This window comes from Chryseobacterium sp. 2P (genome assembly GCF_059579425.1).
The window spans coordinates 679,722-696,999 of sequence record NZ_CM184194.1; the positions used below are offsets into that span (position 1 = coordinate 679,722).

Annotated in this window: 14 protein-coding genes; 8 read left to right on the forward strand and 6 right to left on the reverse strand. The window is 36.6% G+C overall.

Annotated elements, in window-relative coordinates; all coding sequences use genetic code 11:
* Positions 1 to 5: 5 nt before the first annotated feature.
* Positions 6 to 2,210 (forward strand): reprolysin-like metallopeptidase, encoded by a 2,205-nt coding sequence (locus AC52CF_RS02975; protein ID WP_214590850.1) that lies wholly within the window; start codon positions 6 to 8, stop codon positions 2,208 to 2,210.
* Positions 2,211 to 2,263: 53 nt separating this feature from the next.
* Here AC52CF_RS02975 and AC52CF_RS02980 read toward each other — a convergent pair whose 3' ends face one another.
* Positions 2,264 to 3,145, reverse strand: coding sequence for a mechanosensitive ion channel family protein (locus AC52CF_RS02980; protein WP_214590849.1), 882 nt, complete (start codon positions 3,143 to 3,145; stop codon positions 2,264 to 2,266).
* Positions 3,146 to 3,244: 99 nt separating this feature from the next.
* Here AC52CF_RS02980 and AC52CF_RS02985 point away from each other — a divergent pair, with 99 nt between their 5' ends.
* On the forward strand, positions 3,245 to 3,880 hold the full coding sequence (locus AC52CF_RS02985) for a peroxiredoxin (RefSeq protein ID WP_214590848.1): 636 nt from the start codon (positions 3,245 to 3,247) through the stop codon (positions 3,878 to 3,880).
* 113 nt (positions 3,881 to 3,993) lie between these two features.
* On the opposite strand, the gene AC52CF_RS02990 is transcribed toward AC52CF_RS02985, so the two are convergent.
* The 3 genes from AC52CF_RS02990 to AC52CF_RS03000 all read right to left on the reverse strand — a co-directional run bounded on the left by AC52CF_RS02990 (position 3,994) and on the right by AC52CF_RS03000 (position 7,637).
* Positions 3,994 to 4,584, reverse strand: a complete 591-nt coding sequence (locus AC52CF_RS02990; protein WP_087712244.1) for a hypothetical protein — start codon at positions 4,582 to 4,584, stop codon at positions 3,994 to 3,996.
* Positions 4,585 to 4,743: 159 nt separating this feature from the next.
* Positions 4,744 to 5,259 (reverse strand): hypothetical protein, encoded by a 516-nt coding sequence (locus AC52CF_RS02995; protein WP_343662666.1) that lies wholly within the window; start codon positions 5,257 to 5,259, stop codon positions 4,744 to 4,746.
* Between the two features lie 89 nt (positions 5,260 to 5,348).
* The gene (locus AC52CF_RS03000; RefSeq protein WP_496517829.1) at positions 5,349 to 7,637 is read right to left on the reverse strand and encodes a TonB-dependent siderophore receptor; all 2,289 of its coding nucleotides are present in this window, start codon (positions 7,635 to 7,637) and stop codon (positions 5,349 to 5,351) included.
* Between the two features lie 179 nt (positions 7,638 to 7,816).
* Between AC52CF_RS03000 and AC52CF_RS03005 the strand changes: the two genes are divergently transcribed.
* The gene (locus AC52CF_RS03005; RefSeq protein WP_496517830.1) at positions 7,817 to 8,872 is read left to right on the forward strand and encodes a Gfo/Idh/MocA family oxidoreductase; all 1,056 of its coding nucleotides are present in this window, start codon (positions 7,817 to 7,819) and stop codon (positions 8,870 to 8,872) included.
* Between the two features lie 214 nt (positions 8,873 to 9,086).
* On the opposite strand, the gene AC52CF_RS03010 is transcribed toward AC52CF_RS03005, so the two are convergent.
* Complete coding sequence (locus AC52CF_RS03010; protein WP_496517831.1) at positions 9,087 to 10,982, reverse strand: ABC-F family ATP-binding cassette domain-containing protein; 1,896 nt, start codon at positions 10,980 to 10,982, stop codon at positions 9,087 to 9,089.
* 272 nt (positions 10,983 to 11,254) lie between these two features.
* Between AC52CF_RS03010 and AC52CF_RS03015 the strand changes: the two genes are divergently transcribed.
* The gene (locus AC52CF_RS03015) at positions 11,255 to 11,770 is read left to right on the forward strand and encodes a DUF1761 domain-containing protein (RefSeq protein WP_308196689.1); all 516 of its coding nucleotides are present in this window, start codon (positions 11,255 to 11,257) and stop codon (positions 11,768 to 11,770) included.
* A gap of 46 nt (positions 11,771 to 11,816) precedes the next feature.
* Positions 11,817 to 12,947 carry an 8-amino-7-oxononanoate synthase gene (locus tag AC52CF_RS03020; protein WP_496517832.1) on the forward strand — a complete coding sequence of 377 codons (1,131 nt, stop codon included), beginning with the start codon at positions 11,817 to 11,819 and terminating at the stop codon, positions 12,945 to 12,947.
* Between the two features lie 133 nt (positions 12,948 to 13,080).
* Here the strand turns inward: AC52CF_RS03020 and AC52CF_RS03025 are convergent, their stop codons facing one another.
* On the reverse strand, positions 13,081 to 13,932 hold the full coding sequence (locus tag AC52CF_RS03025; RefSeq protein WP_185208308.1) for a glycoside hydrolase family 25 protein: 852 nt from the start codon (positions 13,930 to 13,932) through the stop codon (positions 13,081 to 13,083).
* Positions 13,933 to 14,008: 76 nt separating this feature from the next.
* Here AC52CF_RS03025 and AC52CF_RS03030 point away from each other — a divergent pair, with 76 nt between their 5' ends.
* The 3 genes from AC52CF_RS03030 to AC52CF_RS03040 all read left to right on the forward strand — a co-directional run bounded on the left by AC52CF_RS03030 (position 14,009) and on the right by AC52CF_RS03040 (position 17,262).
* Complete coding sequence (locus tag AC52CF_RS03030) at positions 14,009 to 15,271, forward strand: NAD(P)/FAD-dependent oxidoreductase (RefSeq protein WP_235129661.1); 1,263 nt, start codon at positions 14,009 to 14,011, stop codon at positions 15,269 to 15,271.
* Positions 15,268 to 15,939, forward strand: a complete 672-nt coding sequence (gene trmD, locus AC52CF_RS03035) for a tRNA (guanosine(37)-N1)-methyltransferase TrmD (RefSeq protein WP_336688580.1) — start codon at positions 15,268 to 15,270, stop codon at positions 15,937 to 15,939. Before AC52CF_RS03030 ends, trmD begins: the two co-directional genes overlap by 4 nt.
* A gap of 378 nt (positions 15,940 to 16,317) precedes the next feature.
* Positions 16,318 to 17,262, forward strand: a complete 945-nt coding sequence (locus tag AC52CF_RS03040) for an endonuclease/exonuclease/phosphatase family protein (RefSeq protein ID WP_214590839.1) — start codon at positions 16,318 to 16,320, stop codon at positions 17,260 to 17,262.
* Positions 17,263 to 17,278 lie beyond the last annotated feature (16 nt).

The window sequence follows — 17,278 nt, forward strand, 5'->3', positions numbered from 1 at the left end:
CTGTCATGAAAACTAGAACCTTTATCGTCTCGTGCCTTTTGATTGCAGCACAGGTTTTTGGTCAGCAGAACTACTGGTCGAAACTACAAGAAACAAAAACAGAACGGGAAAATCTGAACCCGAGATGGACGACTCCCAATAATTTTTCTCTATATCAAGTTGATCTGGGAAAAATTAAATCCGATCTTAAAAAAGCACCCCAGCGTTTTTCGGGAGATGAAAGCCTTATGATTAAATTTCCGGATTCTGACGGGAAAATAAGAGATTACATCGTTCAGGAAGCTTCTGTAATGGAGCCGGAACTACAGGCGAAATTCCCTGAAATACGTTCTTACACAGGCTGGCAAAAAGAGCATCCCGAAAATACAATCCGTTTCAGTGTTACCCCTTCTACAGGAATCAGTGTCATGTATTTTGATAACTGGGAAATCAGTTATCTCGACAGTTACACAAAAGACAATTCTGCATTTATTTTATACAAGAGAAAAGATCTTCCGAAAAACGACCGGCTTTTTGAATGTCATGTCGAAAACGAACTGGATAACTTAAAAAATAACGGAACAGCCAATAAAGCTCCTCTGGTTTCGGACGGACAGTTCAGAAAATACAGACTCGCTCTCTCTGCGACAGGGGAATATACCACATTTCATGGCGGAACAGTTGCTCTGGCAATGGCAGCAATGGCAACAACAATGACCAGAGTAAACGGAATTTATGAAAAAACGATCTCTACAACCATGATGATGATCGCGAACAATAATCTGTTGATTTATACCAATGCGACAACAGATCCTTTTACCAATGGAAACCCAAGTAGCATGATAAACGAAAACCAGACCAATACAACGGCGGTCATCGGAACTGCGAACTACGATATTGGCCATGTTTTCGGAACAAACAGCGGCGGTTTGGCAGGATTGGGAGTGGTATGTGTTTCAGGCAGTAAAGCAAGAGGCGTTACAGGTTCCGGAGCTCCGATTGGAGATCCTTTCGATATCGATTATGTTGCGCACGAAATGGGACATCAGTTTGGAGCAAACCACACATTCAGAGCGGCAACTTCTTCATGTGCTGGTAACTTCAATAACGCGACTGCTTTCGAACCGGGAAGCGGATCTACGATTATGGCTTATGCAGGGATCTGCGGAGCAACCAATAATGTTCAGAATAACAGTGATGCTTACTTTCATGCGGCAAGCGTTTTGGAAATGTACGCTGTTTTGCAGAGAGCTTCAGACTGCGCCGTAAAAAATTCTAATAGCAATGGAGTTCCTACCGCTGATGCCGGAGCAGATTATACCATTCCGCAGGGAACTGCTTTTGTCTTAACGGGAACAGGAACAGATCCGGATGGAGATCCTTTAACCTACCTTTGGGAACAGTATGACAATACAAGCAATACGCAGCCTCCGGTTTCCACAGGAACAGCCGGACCGGTCTATCGTTCTTTAACTCCTACTGTTTCTCCGTCAAGATATTTTCCCGTGCTGAGTTCGGTGGTAGCGAATAATCTTATCCCGAAATGGGAAGTTACTCCAGGTGTTGCCAGAACTCTTAATTTTTCTTTGTTGGTAAACGATAATAAAGCAACAGGAAATCAGGCAGCAAGAGATGTTATGGTGGTTACCGTAACGAATGACGGACCGTTTAAAGTAACTTCTCAGGCTACGACAGGAATAAATTATAATGGAAATACTTCCGTTCCCGTAACATGGAATGTAGCAGGAACAAGTACAGGAGCAATTAGTACACAGAACGTATCTATTTTACTTTCTAAAGACGGTGGCTTAACGTTCCCGACTGTTTTGGCAGCAAGTGTTCCGAATAATGGTTCCGCTAATGTTACGATGCCAAATGAAAATGTTTCGTCTGCGAGAATTATGGTAAAAGCGGTGGGAAATATTTATTATGCACTCAATACATCGAGTTTCTCTATTACTCAGACTGTTCTTACAACGGCTGAAACTAACGTGAGAAACTTCTCGATTTATCCGAATCCTTCTCATGATGTTGTCAATATCAGACTTAAAAATTCATCTCAGAAAGCAGATTATACGCTTTACGATGCTTCAGGCAGATTAATTAAAGGCGGAAATTTCCAGGGTGAAACTCAGGTAAAAGTTAATGATCTGATGAACGGAAATTATGTGATCTCTCTGGTTTTTGAAAACGGGGAGAAAATAACAGAAAAATTAATCATTAAAAAATAAATTACTGATTCATAAAAACAGAAAAGCAACCACTATTCGGTTGCTTTTTTTATTTAGTCCTGATTTTCGTTGATTAAATGATCTCCGTTCGTAATACTGATACTTGTAGGAGTAACAAGCTGAATTCTGTCCTCATCAAGACGCTGTTTGATCTTTAAATAAGCTTCGCTCTTGAGCTGAACCATATTCGCGCCCACCTTCATCCAGAATTTAGCCTGAATATTGAAAACGCCCTGTTTCAGATCTGTAAAAATAACTTCTGCAGTATCCAGTTTATCCACATTTTCGAGATTTTTAATAATGTCGAGCATTCCTTTCTGTGCTTTAGAAATATCTTCATCGGCAGGAATTTCGAAATTTAAAATAATTCTTCGCTGAGGTGATGCGGTAATGTTGTAAAACGGAGCATTAAAAACCACCTGATTCGGGATGTAAGCTTTTTTCCCGTCGTCAGTTATAATTTTCGTTGTTAAAAAACCAATTTCCTGTACGGTTCCGGAGTGGGTTCCTATCGTAATATAATCTCCTACTTTAAAGGCCTTATCTATTCCGATCAGCATTCCTGAAAATATACTGGACACCAGATCTTTTAATGCAACCCCTGCAATAACCCCTGCAACTCCTAAACTTCCGATGAATTTCCACAGAAAACCGCTGAAACCCATAATTTCCAGTGCAATGAAAGTTCCCATTACCATAATCAGGAATCTGAATACACTGATTAACGTGACCAGTGAACTTTCTTTTTTGCTTTTCGGAAAAAATTTGTGGAAAAGTTTTACGGCGCCCTGACTGAGATATTTACTGGTGAATAAAAAGAAAGAAAATACCAGAATTCCCACAATAAGTTTTGGGGTAAGTTCTGCAAATTTCAGATACCAGTTCTGTATTACATTATAAACAACATCGATATAGCCTAGACCACTTTTCTCCATGAATAAAAAAAATTTTAGTTAAAGATATAATTTTTAAACAAAAATTTTGCCAGTTCCAAAAACTCTACTAAATTTGTAGACTATTAAGAACAAAATATTATGTCAATTAAACTAGGAGATACCGCACCCGATTTTCAGGCAGAAACTTCTGCCGGAGATATTAATTTTTACGAATATTTAGGAAATTCATGGGGAATTCTGTTTTCGCATCCCGCAGATTATACTCCGGTCTGTACTACAGAACTTGGGTATACTTCGAAATTGAAGGAGGAATTTGATAAGCGCGGAACCAAAGTAATTGCGCTGAGTGTGGATGGAGTAGAAGATCATCAGAACTGGATTAAAGATATTAATGAAACCCAGAATACGGAAGTACAGTTCCCGATTATTGCAGACAAAGACAGAAAAATTTCAGAACTGTACGATTTTATTCATCCGAACGCTTCTGCAACGGCAACCGTTCGTTCTTTACTGATTATCGATCCGGAAAAGAAAGTACGGCTTATTATAACTTATCCTGCTTCCACAGGAAGAAATTTTAATGAAATTCTGAGGGTTCTGGATTCTCTTCAGCTTGTAGATTCCCATAAAATTGCTACTCCTGTTAACTGGAAAGCCGGAGATGATGTTATTGTTCCACCTGCGATTTCTACGGAAGATGCCAGAAAAATTTTCCCGAAAGGAGTGAAAGAAATAAAGCCGTATCTGAGATATACGCCACAACCGAATACATGATTTATTTGATTTTTTATAGTTTAGTTTTAATTTGTACGAAAATCGCCTCGAAAAACTTCGAGGCGATTTCAATTGTAGTGTATATGTGAATGTGAAGTGATTGGATCGTAATCTTACTTTACATCATTTGCGATTTGTTTTGCTTTAGATGTAGGAAGGTAGATGCTGAAACCTAAATTGAATGTAATATTCGAATTTAAACCTTCGCTACCAAATCCTGCTCTTCCTCTGTATTTTACTAAACCTTCAAGACCGATGTTTGGGGTAATGAAGTAAGAATAACCAGGACCTACTCCGAAATCGAAACCTGTTGTAGAGTCTGCATTTTCTACAGATCTTCCTCCGATCCCTGCATTTCCTTCTAAGAACCAACGTCCGTGGTTTAGTAAGTTATCTACACCTTTTTCTCCCGGAGAAAGAAAATAACGTCCTAAAGCACCCACTCCATACGTAAATTCTGTAGGAGAACCATTAGTTACCTTGTTGAATCCTAAATCTACATAACCACCGACAGCTACGTTGTCTTCAATGAAGTATGCTCCTTTAGGCTGAATAGCAATGTTATAACCACCACCAGTATTTAAACCGAAATTACTGGATATTAAGCTACTACCTACCAACCAGTTTCCTTTCTGGATCTGTGCATTCATTGTTCCCGCCAAGCCGGCTACTGCCATTATTCCTGTAAAAATTAACTTTTTCATAATTTATTATTTTAATATTTTAATGTTTATATCATTTGTGATTTCAGAAAATCAATAAATGTGCCATTCTAATCAATAGGTAGTGAAATCATGATAATAACAAATAAGGTATAACTCTTATGAAATGCCGATGGAAAGGAGCTTTTTTTAGCTTTAAAATTATACTAAAAGCAAAATAACCGACACTACAAGACCTGCAACGGTGAAAATAATACCTCTTTTGAAAGCTTTGCTTTTAGGATTAAACATCCAGAAACTTGAGATCACAAAAAAGAAAAGAGAAAATCCAAAGAAAGCATTTAAAGGAGAAAGCCTGTCTTTAGACTGCGATTTATGAAGTTTCGTCATTTTATCCAGTACAAATGGCAGTTCTTTCTTCGTGTATTTTGCCTGTCCTGTAGCAGCATCATAAGTTCCCTGTTTAAATTTTAAAACTGTTCCTTCTGTTTTTTCAACCTCAAGACCTTTAATTCTCAATTCTTTTCCTAATGCTTTTTCATCAAGATTTTTTTCTACAACTTTATCGTACTTTTTTTCTTTTTTCAGAAAATCGGTGTCTCTGTAAATTAACAAAACACCACTTACTGCGTAAACAGCCATTATTCCGGCAAGGAAATAGCCCAGATAACGGTGCGTGATTCTCATAAAACTTCTTGTGTCTTTAATCTTATCCATATATATTGTTTTTGTTTTTAAAATTTCAAAAGTGGAAACTGCAAAATTGCAATTCCCACTTTACATGAAGAAATTATTGTGATTCTTTTTTACAGCCTATACGTTAATGTAACATAGTAGTTTCTCGGCGTAATCGGGTTCACGGAATAATTTTCGTGAACGGTGTAATTCTCTACATCAAAAAGGTTTCCGACTTTCCCCTGAATAGAGAATTTCTTCCAGTCATATCCTGCTGATAAAGAAACCGTAGTATAATCTTTTAATTCGAAAATTCTGCTTACCCCGTTTCTCTGCTGCAAACTGTTAGCTCCTGTTTTGGTATCATTCCATCCGGCAAGTCTGTCTCCGATGTAGTATACTCCGGCTCCCACTTTCAAGCCCGGAACGAATTTTGTGAATTTATAAAATACCGAAGCATTCGCAGTAGTTGCAGGAGTTCTTACCAGTCTTTGGTTTTCTACATATCCGAAAGCTTCCGGAGTATCCAGATATACAGAATTGTTATAAGAGAAACCTCCGATAATGGATAAATTTTCTGTTGGATTTCCTGTAATATCAAGCTCAACTCCGCGACTTCTCATTTTTCCTGCAAAATCTTTGGTAAGTCCTGTCGGATCTACAGGATTTCCTTTATCATCCAATGCATTCTGATAATAATTTCTGTATAAAATCTGGTAAACCGTTAGATTAACCGCCAAAGCATTGTTCCATAAATTCTTTTTGGCACCCACTTCATACTGATCGATATTCGTAGGCGTTAAAGCTTCTCCGTCTCTTAATTTTCCTACATTGGCAACAAAAGAGTTTGTATAGGTTGCAAATGCTGAAAAATTATCATTCGGCATATAAACAAAACCTAATTTCGGAGATATTGCCTGATCGGATGACGATGAATTATTAACCAGCGATTTTCCCGTCGTGGAATTCAGATTCACTAAACCGCTTGTAACGGTTTTAAATTTAGTATTGATCGTGGGCATATTTTCAATATAAGACCAACGCAATCCTGCAATAACTTTAAATTCTTTCGTCAGACTGATAAAATCCTGAGCATACACTCCGATTCTTCTCGTATTAATTCTGTTTTTCTCTAACCTTTCAGCAGCAGGAGCACTTCCGTTTGCCCAGGTATCAGGATTGTCCAGATAAAGAATACCATTGCTGTTTCCGTTGGTTCCATACAGATAGCTGTTTCCGTAAGCCAGTCTGTTGGTTGGATTATAGTAAGTATAAGAATCTCCAACTCCATAATCTGCATCTGCCCCGAATAACAATTTATGGCTTATTTTTCCTGTATTGAATTCACCATTTAAATTTACCTGTGCCGAAGTATAATTCTGTTCGTTATACGTTCTGTTCAAAGGTCTTTTCCAGAAAAGCCTGTCAGTTGATTTTTCGTATCCCCACTGAACTCTTTCCGTAGAAAAATAATCTTTCGTGTAATTCTGGTAAGATACCGTAGCGTTTAAAGACCATCTTTCATTAAACTGATGATTGAAGGTAACATTGGTAGTAACCTGCTCTACATTCTGATATTGCCAGTCAGCTCCTAAAAAAGCATTTCTCGGAAGAAGATTATTCATCTGGTAAGTATATCCGTCACGCTGCGTAATAGATCCGATTCCGAAGTCCGGAGTAAAATCATTTTTAAGATAATCTGCCTCAACAATGATCTGTGATCTGTCGCTTAAATTAAATAAAAACGAAGGATTGAAATAATACTTTTCAGACTGCACCACATCTCTGAAACTTTCCGCATATTCATACGCTCCGTTCACACGGAAAGCAATATTTTTTGAAAGAGGACCGTAAAGATCCACTGTCGGTTTATAAGAATTCCAGCTTCCCGTATTCATCCCCACGCTTCCGCCAAAGTTGAATTTAGGCTTTTTAGTAATCATATTAATAACACCACCTGCAGCCGTATTTCCGTACAGCATTGCATTTGCCCCTTTAAGAACTTCCACTCTTTCCAGTCCGCTAACTTCCGGGAAAACGCCGCTGTTAACTCTGGAGCCGTTCTTGAAAATATTATCATTTCCCAGAATGAAACCACGTCCTCCGAAACTGTCCTGAGAATTTCCTCTGGAAGAAGTTACATAGATTCCGTTTACGTTTTGCAGAACATCACTCAGTTGTTTTGCCTGCTGTTGCTCGATAATTTCGTGAGTAACAATCGCAATCGGCTGAGGAGTTTCCATCATCGTAAGATTAGACTTGGTAGATAATGGTCTTGCCTTGTTGGGATTTCCGGTTTTATGAAGATTAACGTCTTCAATAGTCTGGATTCTAATGGTATCAGCTTCAACATATTTCATCTGCGCGTCCAAAGAAAGGGCTGCGAATACTAATCCTATTGTGGCTAGCTGCTTTTTCATGATAGTCTATTGTTATTTAGAGTGGTTTTAAATAAAGTGCAAATGTATATTATTATTTAGAATTAATAAAAATTATAAACTGATTTTTATCATTAATCTTTAATTTAGAAATTGTGTTTTCCCTTATTTTAGTAGGGATGAGAACTTTAGATTAAATATCTTTGTTAAAAAATAAATCTATGCAGTTAGTAAAAGTCGGACTTTGTGCGTTCGGAATGAGCGGAAAAGTTTTTCATGCCCCGTTTTTGAAAGAACATCCGGGATTTTTTATTTCCGCAATTGTGGAAAGAAGTAAAGAAGAATCTAAAGAAAAATATCCTGAAGCAAAAATTTACCGTTCCGTAGAAGAAATGCTTGAAAATGCCGATATCGAACTCGTGGTTGTGAATACTCCGGTACAGACACATTTTGAATATGCAAAAATGGCACTGGAAGCGGGAAAAAATGTAGTGGTTGAAAAACCTTTCACCGTAAATGTTGCAGAAGCAGAAGAACTGGCAAAACTGGCGGAAGAGAAAAAATTATTTGTAAGCGTTTATCAGAACAGAAGATTTGACCGCGATTATCTTCAGGTACAAAAAATCATCAATGAAGGAAAACTCGGAAATATCAAGGAGGTGGAAATCCGTTTCGACCGATTCCGTACCGAACCAAGCGGAAAGGCACATAAGGAAAATCCTGAAGCTGTTGGTTCGGGTTCTCTGCATGATTTGGGATCGCATCTGGTGGATCAGGCAGTTCAGTATTTTGGGTTTCCCGAAAAACTCTTTGCGGATGTTTTTTCTATGAAAGGAAAAGAATTTGCCAATGATTATTTTGAAATTATTTTATTTTATCCGAATGATTTAAGGGTAAGACTGAAATCTTCGGTATTCACCAAAGAAGCGCATTTTGCTTATGCCGTTCACGGAGAAAAAGGAAGTTTTTTGCAGGAAAGAACCGATAACCAGGAAAATGAGCTCGTTGCAGGAGATGTTCCGGAATATGGCGAAGAATGGACAAAACCTTTAACGGAAACCGACGGAATTCTGAATTATCTAAATGAAAATAAAGAAACTGAAAGAATTCTCACTTCAAGCGAACCGGGAAATTACATGAATTACTATCAGCAGATTTATGAATTTATCGTTTTCGGATACGCATTGCCTTCACCTGCGGAAGAAATTATCAAAAATATGAAAATCATCGATGCGGCTGTGGAAAGTGCAAAACAGGAGAAAGTGATTTACTTGTAGAGTCTTTATGGTGAGAGAGTTGTAGAGTTTGAGGGTTTGAGTGTCTTAGTGTGTGAGAGTTGTAGAGTTTTAGGGTTTGGGAGTTTTATTGCAGTTTAGAGTTATGAATCTTAAAGCAAGATTTTTAAAGTAAGAAAATTTAATATCAATTAAAATATAACGCTCCACACTCTCAGACTCTCAAACCCTAAAACTCTCTCACCCTCAAACTCAACTACGCTTCACCCAAGATCTCCTGAAGTTCAAGCCATCTCATTTCATGGTTTTCCAAAGTTTCAGAGATAGATTCCAGATCGGCAGAAAGTTTGGATATTTTCTCGTAATCCGCTTCATTATTAAGCTGATCTAATATTTTCGCTCGTTTTTCCTCTAATTCAGGCATTTCTTTCTCGATGGTTTCGAGTTCACGCTGTTCTTTAAAGGAAAGTCTTTTCTTTTTTGCGTTTGTATTGTTTACAGCAGGAACTGTTTCTTTTACAGGTTCAGATTTTACGGAAACAGATTTCTCCAAAGCATCCTCCTTGCTTTTCGCTTCGCGGTATTCTGAGAAATTACCTGTAAAATCACGAATTTTCCCTTCTCCTTCAAAAGCAAGAATATGATCTACGATTCTGTCCATAAAATACCTGTCGTGCGACACAATGATTAATGAACCCTGAAACTGCTGTAAAAAGTTTTCAAGAACCGTTAAAGTCGGAAGATCCAGATCATTCGTAGGCTCATCAAAAATTAAAAAGTTTGGATTCTGGTATAAAATATACATCAGATGAAGTCTTCTTTTTTCGCCACCCGAAAGTTTGGAAATAGGAGAGTATTGTGTCTGATCGTCAAATAAAAACAATCTTAAAAACTGGGAGGCAGAAAGACTTTTTCCGTTGGCTAAAGGATAAAATTCAGCAACTTCTTTAATGAAGTCAATTACCCTTTCATCTTCTTTATAAGTAAGACCCTTTTGCGAGAAATATCCGAAATGGATGGTTTCCCCGGTTTCAATTTCTCCTTTATCCGCTTTTTCAAACCCCTGAATAATATTTAATAAAGTAGATTTTCCCGCTCCGTTTTTCCCTACAATTCCTACTTTTTCCCCTCTCTGGAAAGAATAACTGAAATCTTTCAGCAACAATTTACTTCCAAAACTTTTGTCAATATTTTTAAGCTCAAGAATTTTATTTCCAAGCCTTTTCATTTCAAAATCAAGCTCTAACCCCTGTTTTCTTGTGTCTGTTTTGGCTACTTTTTCCGTTTCGTAGAAAGCATCAATTCTGGATTTGGATTTTGTAGTTCTTGCTTTCGGCTGTCTTCTCATCCATTCCAGTTCCTTTCGGTAAAGGTTGTTGGCTTTATCAATCGTCGCATTCATATTGTCTTCGCGGATCATCTTATTTTCAAGATACGTCGCGTAAGAACCATTGTGAATGTAAAGATTTCTGTCTTCCATTTCCCAGATCGTATCACAAACGCTGTCGAGGAAATATCGGTCGTGTGTTACCAATAGTAAAGTTATTTTTGCTTTACTCAGATAACTTTCCAGCCATTCCACCATTTCCACATCGAGGTGGTTGGTTGGCTCATCCATGATTAACAAAGTATGGCGGTGTTCGGCTCTGGTTTCTGTTAATAGTTTTGCCAAAGCAACACGCTTAATCTGTCCGCCGGAAAGTGTTCCCATTTTAGCTTCCAGATCGGTGATTTTTAGCTGTGAAAGGATCTGCTTCATTTCATTTTCCAGATCCCACGCTTTATGCGCTTCCATTTCAAGAAGAGCTTTTTCAATGAAATCATTGTCTGTGGAATGCAGAGACTGATGATAATTTTTCAGCGCCATAATCGGAGCCGAATCTAAAGTCATCATAAATTCATCAATGGTAAGATTCGGGTCAAAATCTATTTCCTGATCAAACAACACTACCTGAATATCTTTATTGATGATTACCGTTCCGCTGTCTGCAATTTCTTTTCCCATCAGGATTTTAAGAAGAGTGGATTTTCCGCTTCCGTTTTTGGCAACAATAGCAATTTTATCCCCTTCGTTGATATGAAAAGTAATATTTTCAAATAAAACTTTTATTCCGTAGGATTTGGTAAGATTTTCGGCAGAAACGTAATTCATTATAGTCTGATGGTTAGATTTTGAAACTTAAACTGAGCCGCAAAAGTACGAAAATGTATCAGAAAAAGCAGAAATACAATCCCGAAGCCTTACACAAGTTTTTCTCAATATTAAAACAATAATGAATTGTCTTATGTATTGAATTGTAGTTGTCTTTGGTTTTATTTAATTATAAAATTTTAGTTAAAATTAAATATTTATTAAATTTAATGTATTATTTAATAGATTTTTGATGTAGATTTATATTCCTAAGATTATTAAAAATTAAAACTATGATGCAAATCAACTATTGGGCTGTTTTTGCAGCCGCACTTGTCCCTTTAATAATGGGATTTATCTGGTATCATCCTAAAGTTTTCGGAAAAGCATGGATGAAAGAAGTCGGTTTAACCGAAGATAAAATGAAGGGTTCCATGATCGGAGTTTTTATATTTTCCATCATGTTATCAGCTTTAATGGCTTTGTTCTTACAGTTTGTAACCATTCATCAGTTTGGTGCGCTCGGAATGGTCGGCGGAGATGAAATGAACGCCAATCCTTCTTATCATGCCTTCATGAAAGACTACGGAATGGCTTACAGATCCTTTGGTCACGGCGCACTGCATTCTTCCATGACGGGATTTTTATTCGTGCTTCCCATGATTGCCATCAATGCAATGTTCGAAAGAAAATCGTGGAAATATACATTAATTAACGCTGCTTTTTGGACGGTCTGCATTACCATTATGGGCGGAATTATCTGCGGTTGGTATGCTCCGGACGGTTTTCACTGGGCAACACAAAAATAAATGTAATGTTTTAAAAAGTTAAGGCTACTTTTGCGTAGCCTTTTTTATGTCATATATTTTAAAAATTTATCACTCAGCTGCCGATTTGCCGGAAGAGTGGAACGTGGTGATCGGAAATCATAATATCCTGCTTTCCGAAGAATACTTCTGTGCTTTAGAACATTCCCGACCTCAGAATATGGAATGTTTTTTTATCGGTTTTTTCAAAGAAAATGATCTGATTGGCGGTGCTTTGTTTCAATATCTAAATTTTATTCAGCATAAAACATTTCAGAAAAATGAAGTGTTCTGTACCATCAGGAATTTTGTGGCAAGACAATTGAGTAAAGATGTGATGATTTTAGGAAATAATATGCTTACCGGACAGAACGGATTTTATTTTGATCCTTCAAAAATTACTGCTCAAGAATTTATTTCGCTGCTCAATGAAGCGGTGATGAAAATGCAGCAGGAAATAAGAAAGACGTCCTTAATTATTTATAAAGATTACCAGTCAAACTTTCTGAAATACTTTGAAGGAGAAAAACATCGGAAATACTTCAGATTTTTCGTTCAGCCGAATATGATTCTTCGGATAAGAGAAAACTGGAAGAATTTTGAGGATTATGTAAATGATTTTTCGAAAAAATACAGGGCAAGAGCCAAAGCAGCCAAAAAGAAACTGGAAGGAACTGTTAAGAAAGAATTCAACTTAGACATGATCAGAAAATATCAGTCTGAAATGAATGTTCTTTATCAGAATGTCGCAGAAAACGCGCCTTTCAATACCTTTTTTCTCAGAGAAAATCATTTTGAAAGCATGAAAGAAAATCTAGGAGAAAATTTCAGAGTCTTTGGATATCTTTCAGAAAATCAACTTATCGGTTTTTATACGATGATTATCAACAATAAAGATATCGATACCTACTTTTTAGGCTACAAAAAAGACTGTCAGAAAGAAAAGCAGATCTATCTTAATATGCTTTTGGATATGGTGAAATTTGGAATTGACAATCGGTCTGAAAGAATTATTCTCGGAAGAACGGCTTTAGAGATAAAATCAACGATCGGTGCGGAACCGACTGAAATTTTTGGTTTAATAAAGCATAAAAACTTCATGATTAATCCTTTCCTGAAAACAATTTTTCCTTCTGTTTCTCCAAAAACCGAATGGATTCAAAGAAAGCCGTTTAAATAGTTTTATACAGAATTCACACAGGTTTTAGTTTGATATTTTCATCAATAGAAACGGGCTTTAGCCCGTTAACAATATAAGGCTTTTCGATTGGCTTTAGCCAAAATTTAAAATATGCCAAATCACCGGAAAAAAATCAATCCAGAGTCAGCCTCTTCAAAGACCACGAACTTCCATTGTAAATATCCAGATCTACTTTGGTGTTAATTCCGTGCACGATTCCGTTTTCTGTAAACTGCCAGAAATCCCAGTCTGCATCGGGTGACGGAGCCGGAACATCATTGTAATTAGCTAGCCAGAGCGGATAATCATCAAATTCGCCCTTCAGGAAATCTTTATAATAATGGTAATACGTGTAAATAATGGGTTTTTCGCCGTAGGTTTCCTCTACAATTTTGCACCACACTTTAAGATCTTCAACCAATTTTTTATTCGTTTTTCGCTTCGGGATTTTTTCAATATCCAGAATCGGAGGAAGATCACCACTCTCAAGCTTTACATTTTCCAGAAAATTATTTGCCTGAATTACAGGGTCTTCATCTGCTCTGTAAAAATGATACGCTCCGCGGATTAAATTCTGTTTTTTTGCCTGTTCCCAGAAATCAGAAAAATGTTTATCGGCATTTCGGTTTCCCATCGTTGCACGCATCACCACAAACTCCAGCGGAATGGTTTTGTTTCCGATCGTAAGGCTGTCCCATTTGATATCTTCTTTATTCTGATAATGCGACACATCAAATCCGTATGTTTTATCTAAATTATTAGAAAGGATTTTCTGAATTCTCAGCGTTTCCGTTTCACTGTTGTGGAGTTTTCTGTGAGTAAATTTATTGAAATATAAAGCGTAATAATAACTTATGGATTGTCTTAAATACAATCCTGTTCCGATAAGAGCAACAATTAAAATAACCAGTACGATTTTTCTTCGTAAAAGATATTTTTTCCGGCGGTTTTTATGAATCTTTTTGGCGGTTTTTTTGCTGTACATCGTTTGTGAATAAAGATTTACAAAACTAGCTTTTTTCACTTCTAAATGCTAAATAAAATCAGTAAATTTGTGTACTATGGAAACACGCGAAAAGATCATCATCATAGGAGGAGGTTTTGCGGGGCTGCAGCTTGCGAAAACGTTGAATAACAGGAACAAAAAAGTTATTGTTCTGGATCGGGTAAACCATCATATGTTTCAGCCGCTTTTCTATCAGGTTGCATGCGGAAGGATTGAGCCTTCCAATATTTCTTTTCCTTTCAGAAAAATTTTTCAGCGTTCCAGAAATACCCAGTTTCGCCTCACGGAAGTTAAGGAAATCGATACTGCAAATAATAAAGTCATTACCGATGAAGCAGAATTTACCTACGATAAATTAATTATCGCTACAGGATGCAAAACCAATTTTTTTGGAAATAAAGATCTTGAAGGTAAAGCTTTCGGGATGAAAAATACTCAGGAAGCGATCAGCATCAGAAATCATGTTTTAATGACTTTCGAAAAGCTGATTCTTGAAAAAAGCCGTAGCGATGACGGAAACTGGAATATCGTAATTGTAGGAAGCGGACCGACCGGAGTAGAATTAGCCGGAGCTTTCTCGGAAATGAAAAAAGAAATTCTTCCGCGAGATTATCCTTACATGAATTTTGACCATTTGAAGATTATTCTGGTAAGTTCTACAGAAAAGCCTTTGGCGGTAATGAGTCCGGAAGCACAGCAGAAATCTGAAGAATATTTAAAAGATTTAGGCGTTACATTTTTAAGTCAGGAATACGTTACGGATTATGATGGTGATAAAGTGTATATGAAAAGCGGAAAAACCATTCCTTCCAATAATGTAATCTGGGCAGCCGGAGTTACAGGAAACGTTGTAGATGGTTTTCCTGCCGAAAAATTGGTCAAAAACAGATATATTACAGACAGATACAATAAAATAAAAGGCTACGATAATGTTTTTGCAATCGGAGATATTGCCTATATGGAAACTCCGAAATATCCGCAGGGTCATCCACAGGTGGCAAACGTAGCAATTAATCAGGCAAAAAATTTAGGAAAGAACCTTTTAAAGAAAAATCCGAATGAATGGGTTGAGTATGAGTATGATGACAAAGGTTCTCTGGCTACTATCGGAAAACACAGAGCAGTTGTAGATTTACCATTTATTAAATTTCAGGGATTTCTTGCGTGGTATTTCTGGATGTTTTTACATTTAATGCTTATTTTAAGTGTAAGAAACAAGCTTGCTGTGTTCTTTAACTGGATGTGGAGCTATTTTAATAAAGATTCTTCTTTAAGATTGATAATTTTGCCAAATAAGAAAAACGAAACAGTACAATGAGAATTGATATAATAAGCGTACTTCCGGAACTGATGGAAAGTCCGTTTAAAACTTCTATTTTAAGAAGAGCGATTGATAAAGGTTTGGCAGAAGTGCACTTCCATCACTTGAGAGATTGGGGAATCAACAAAAAAAAACAGATTGATGATGAACCTTACGGCGGCGGTGCAGGAATGGTGATGATGGTGGAGCCTCTGGACAACTGTATTTCAGAATTAAAATCTCAGAGAGAATATGATGAAGTCATTTATCTTACGCCGGATGGAGTTACTTTGAACCAGAAAATTGCGAATACACTTTCCATTAAAAATAATCTGATTTTCTTGTGTGGGCATTATAAAGGTATTGATCAGCGTGTAAGAGATCTACACATCACGAAGGAAATTTCCATAGGTGATTATGTTCTTACCGGCGGAGAATTGGCAGCCTGCGTTCTTGCAGATTCTGTAATCCGGCTGCTTCCGGGTGTTCTGAATGATGAACAAAGTGCTCTAACAGACAGTTTTCAGGACGATCTTTTATCTCCTCCGATTTATACAAGACCGGAAATTTACAAAGGTCTGGAAGTTCCAAAAGTTTTACTGAGCGGAAATTTTGCCAAAATTGAAGAATGGAGGCACGATGAAGCGGTAAGAATCACCACAGAAAAACGTCCGGATCTCCTTTAAAATAGATAAAACCTATCGTTGTCCTAAATTTACAATTGATTTTTTTATAAATTTTTACAGCAGCAAACAATAGTTGTTGTTTAAAAATGGTTGAAAAAATTCTTATTACCTAGCTGTTCATAGAATTTCTTCTACAGAAAAATTAAATTTAAAAATACCGTTTTATTTTGGGTCTAAAGCATATATTAGATTGTGCATAATATTTTTAATTAAATTTATCTATTTGATTTAAATAATTCTTTTAAATGCTTATATTTGAATAATAAATTAATTTTGCAAATTTGTTAAAATTATTAACGATATATTAAATAAAATAATAAATTTACATATTCATTTTAAATAAAAAAAGGTAATTGTTTGAAATCAGAAAATGTGCTAATGGAGTTGTTTAGTTTTTACAACGTTGAAAACTTATTTTTACCGGATCCGAAACCAATGCACAAGTTGGACCCAACTATATCGGGACTCAGGAACTGGGATGAGGGAAGATACCGGAACAAACTTTCAAAAATTGCACATGTTTTCAGGCTCATGAAGGAAGAGAATGGAGTATTGCCTTTTATAATTGGTCTTTCCGAAGTTTCCGGAAGGAAAGTTCTGGAGGATCTTGTGAAGATGGAACCTTTTAATTCAGAGTATGGAATTGTGCATTACAATTCTATGGATGAAAGAAGGGTAGATGTTGCCTTATTATATGATAAAAACAAAGTGGAAATAATAGATTCTGAAGCTATTACATTCTTCTTTGAAATTATAAACAGAAGCACAGAAAATTACGATACAACAAGAGATATTCTTTATTCGAAAGTAAGATATAAAGGAGAGATTATTAATATTTTTATTGCACACCTTCCCTCTAAGCGCGAAAAAGATATTAATAAGCCCAAAAGAGCCTTTATACTTTCTGAGATCCGTGAAAGAATTTTAAATGTTGTAAACAATAGCAAAGAAAATGTAATTCTGTGCGGTGATTTTAATGAAAACCCAGATGATGAAAATTTAGTAAAAATTCTTTTTGACGATGCAGGAGTAAAAATATTGGAAAATCCTTTCCAGCATCTGTTTTCCACAAGAAATTATTCTACTTTTCATTATAAATCGGGACTGCTGTACGATCAGATCATTTTATCGAAGTCGTTCTTTAATGATGATCATGTTCTTGAATTTCAGGAGGCAAAAATATTCAATTCTGAAAAACTCAGCAGCCGCGACAGAAAGTTTGCAGGCAGACCTTACCGAACGTATGCGGGAACAAGGTATTTGGGAGGCTACAGCGATCATTTTCCGGTTTTTATAAAATTAGGGATTTGTAAACAGATGTAAAAACATAAATAAAGTA

What these genes read in the sequence shown, in the direction of transcription:
- AC52CF_RS02990 (WP_087712244.1), bottom strand. Translation starts at nt 4,584, where the DNA reads ATGAAAAAGTTAATTTTTACAGGAATAATGGCAGTAGCCGGCTTGGCG.
- AC52CF_RS03005 (WP_496517830.1), top strand. Translation starts at nt 7,817, where the DNA reads ATGCAGTTAGTAAAAGTCGGACTTTGTGCGTTCGGAATGAGCGGAAAA.
- AC52CF_RS03030 (WP_235129661.1), top strand. Translation starts at nt 14,009, where the DNA reads ATGGAAACACGCGAAAAGATCATCATCATAGGAGGAGGTTTTGCGGGG.
- AC52CF_RS03040 (WP_214590839.1), top strand. Translation starts at nt 16,318, where the DNA reads ATGGAGTTGTTTAGTTTTTACAACGTTGAAAACTTATTTTTACCGGAT.
- AC52CF_RS03010 (WP_496517831.1), bottom strand. Translation starts at nt 10,982, where the DNA reads ATGAATTACGTTTCTGCCGAAAATCTTACCAAATCCTACGGAATAAAA.
- AC52CF_RS02975 (WP_214590850.1), top strand. Translation starts at nt 6, where the DNA reads ATGAAAACTAGAACCTTTATCGTCTCGTGCCTTTTGATTGCAGCACAG.
- AC52CF_RS02980 (WP_214590849.1), bottom strand. Translation starts at nt 3,145, where the DNA reads ATGGAGAAAAGTGGTCTAGGCTATATCGATGTTGTTTATAATGTAATA.
- AC52CF_RS03025 (WP_185208308.1), bottom strand. Translation starts at nt 13,932, where the DNA reads ATGTACAGCAAAAAAACCGCCAAAAAGATTCATAAAAACCGCCGGAAA.
- AC52CF_RS03015 (WP_308196689.1), top strand. Translation starts at nt 11,255, where the DNA reads ATGATGCAAATCAACTATTGGGCTGTTTTTGCAGCCGCACTTGTCCCT.
- AC52CF_RS02985 (WP_214590848.1), top strand. Translation starts at nt 3,245, where the DNA reads ATGTCAATTAAACTAGGAGATACCGCACCCGATTTTCAGGCAGAAACT.
- AC52CF_RS03000 (WP_496517829.1), bottom strand. Translation starts at nt 7,637, where the DNA reads ATGAAAAAGCAGCTAGCCACAATAGGATTAGTATTCGCAGCCCTTTCT.
- AC52CF_RS02995 (WP_343662666.1), bottom strand. Translation starts at nt 5,259, where the DNA reads ATGGATAAGATTAAAGACACAAGAAGTTTTATGAGAATCACGCACCGT.
- AC52CF_RS03020 (WP_496517832.1), top strand. Translation starts at nt 11,817, where the DNA reads ATGTCATATATTTTAAAAATTTATCACTCAGCTGCCGATTTGCCGGAA.
- trmD (WP_336688580.1), top strand. Translation starts at nt 15,268, where the DNA reads ATGAGAATTGATATAATAAGCGTACTTCCGGAACTGATGGAAAGTCCG.